The organism is Elstera litoralis (genome assembly GCF_000963705.1).
Classification (GTDB): domain Bacteria; phylum Pseudomonadota; class Alphaproteobacteria; order Elsterales; family Elsteraceae; genus Elstera; species Elstera litoralis.
Genome location: NZ_LAJY01000561.1, coordinates 1 through 2072, shown reverse-complemented (window position 1 = coordinate 2072; position 2072 = coordinate 1). Strand labels below are relative to the sequence as shown.

The 2072-nt window shown below is 63.8% G+C and carries 2 protein-coding genes; one reads left to right on the top strand and one right to left on the bottom strand.

Annotation, left to right across the window (positions count from 1 at the left end; genetic code table 11):
* Nucleotides 1-1774, top strand: a 1774-nt coding sequence (locus VZ95_RS17430) for a putative bifunctional diguanylate cyclase/phosphodiesterase (RefSeq protein ID WP_052711899.1), incomplete at its 5' end; no start/stop codon positions are given.
* Here the strand turns inward: VZ95_RS17430 and VZ95_RS17425 are convergent.
* Nucleotides 1771-2072 (bottom strand): DUF423 domain-containing protein (locus tag VZ95_RS17425; protein WP_045776991.1); only part of this gene is annotated, 302 nt, incomplete at its 5' end. The genes VZ95_RS17430 and VZ95_RS17425 overlap by 4 nt on opposite strands.

Here is a 2072-nt window from a genome sequence, read left to right as displayed (position 1 = left end):
GATGCTGCAAATCTCGCGGTGCAGCCTGTGGCAATTTGTCCCCGATGGGTCGGGGATCGAATGTAAAGCCTATGTCGATGATCCGGGGGTGCCGAATATTGTCGGCACCACGCTCAATGCCGCCGACTTCCCCGAATATTTCAACGAGGTGCGCACGCACCGGCTGTTTATCAGCGATAATACGCTGACCGACGCGCGCTTAGGCTCGCTGCTGCCGTATCTGGAGAAAGCCTGGATCGGCGCAATGCTGGATGCGCCGATTATGATCGGCGGCCAGAACTGGGGGATTCTCTGTTGCGAGCATCGCGGCGGCCCCCGGCAATGGCTGGTGGAAGAGCAAAGCTTCGTCGCCAATCTCGCCGATTGCGTGGCGATTGCCGTGAGCAATCTTCAGCGCGCCCAGGCGGAAGAACGGCTGGGCCAGGCGGAGGGACGGTTGCGGGCGCTGCTCTCGACGCAGGAAGCCCCCGCCGCCGTCATTACCATCGATCCGCTGACGCAACTGCCGAACCGCGACGCGCTGCGCCTGCGCCTCAACGATCTCGTTGAAGAGCGCCTCGGCTACGCCATCATCTGCATCGATTGCGACGATCTCGCCAGGGTGAACGATAGTCTGGGGCACGCGGCGGGTGATCTCGCCCTGTCCATGCTGGCGCAGCGCCTGGACAAACACGCAGTGAAATTCGGTATGCTGGCGCGGCTGCGCTCCGACGAATTCGCCCTGCTGGTGCCGGGCGTTACCGCGCCGTCGGAGTTGGAGGCCATCGCCGATGTGCTGCTCACCGAAGTGCGCAGCCCGATCATCATCGCCGGGCACACGCTCACCCAGTCGATCAGCCTCGGCATCGCCCTGCCGGAGCGGCTGGAAGATGATCCGGACGAGGTTATCCGCAATGCCGCCACCGCCATGCGCCGGGCCAAAGAGCAAGGCGGCGGCAGCTTTGCCCATTTCAACCCGACTATGCGCCATCAGGCCGTGGCGCGGTTGCGGCTCGAAGCCGATTTGGTCGCCGCGCTCAGCCGCGACGAGTTGAAGCTGTTCTTTCAGCCGATCATGTCCCTGGGCGACCGGCGGTTGGTTGGCTTTGAAGGTTTGGTGCGCTGGATTCACCCGACCGAAGGGATTATCCCGCCTGCCCGCTTCATCGAGCAGGCCGAGGAATCGAGCCTTATTCTCGATATCGGCGCGCGCCTGTTCCAGCAGGCCTGCGTTGAATCGGCGCGCTGGCGGCGGTTGCTGGGCGATCAGGCCCCGACGATCAGCGTCAATCTCTCGGCCCGGCAGTTCGCCGACCCGTCGCTTATCCGCATTATCGATACCGCGATGGAAGCCACTGGCGTGCCGGGATCGGCGCTGAAGCTTGAAGTGACCGAAACCTCGATCCTCGCCCATGCCGATTTAGTGCTGAACCAGATTCACGCCCTGCGGGAACGCGGGCTAGCCGTGGTGATCGATGATTTCGGCACCGGCTATTCCAGCTTCAGCCATCTTTTGCAGTTCCCCATCGACGGGCTCAAGATCGACCGGCGCTTCGTGTCGCAGATCGGCCACGACCGCCGCTCCACCGCCATCGTCGATGCGATGATTACGCTGGCGCGCTCCTTGGAACTTAATCTGGTCGCCGAGGGCATCGAAACGCCGGAAGTTGCCAATTATCTCACCGCCCACGGCTGCTGGGGCGGGCAAGGCTATCTGTTCGACCGGCCCTTGACGGCGGAAGCGGCGATGCAGCGCATCGAACTTGCGCTGCCGCATGTGCATACGGGAACTTAAGCGGGAAAGCGGCTTTTCAGCGCCGCAACGCCAAAGACCAGCCAGCCGAGAATAAGCGCGCTGCCCCCGAGCGGGACAAGCGGCCCTAAGCTCGTCCCAAGCCAGGCGAGACTATAGAGCCCGCCGCAAAACCCCAAACTCCCGAGACCAAAGCCCAGCGCCGCGCCCCAATGCCCCCACCGGGGTAGTGGCGCGAGCGCGGTCAGCCCAATCGCCAGCGCATGAAAAAGCTGGAGATGGCTTGCCATGCTCGCAAGGTCGGAGGCAAGCGGCCCGTGGGCGGAGGCCGCCGCCGCCA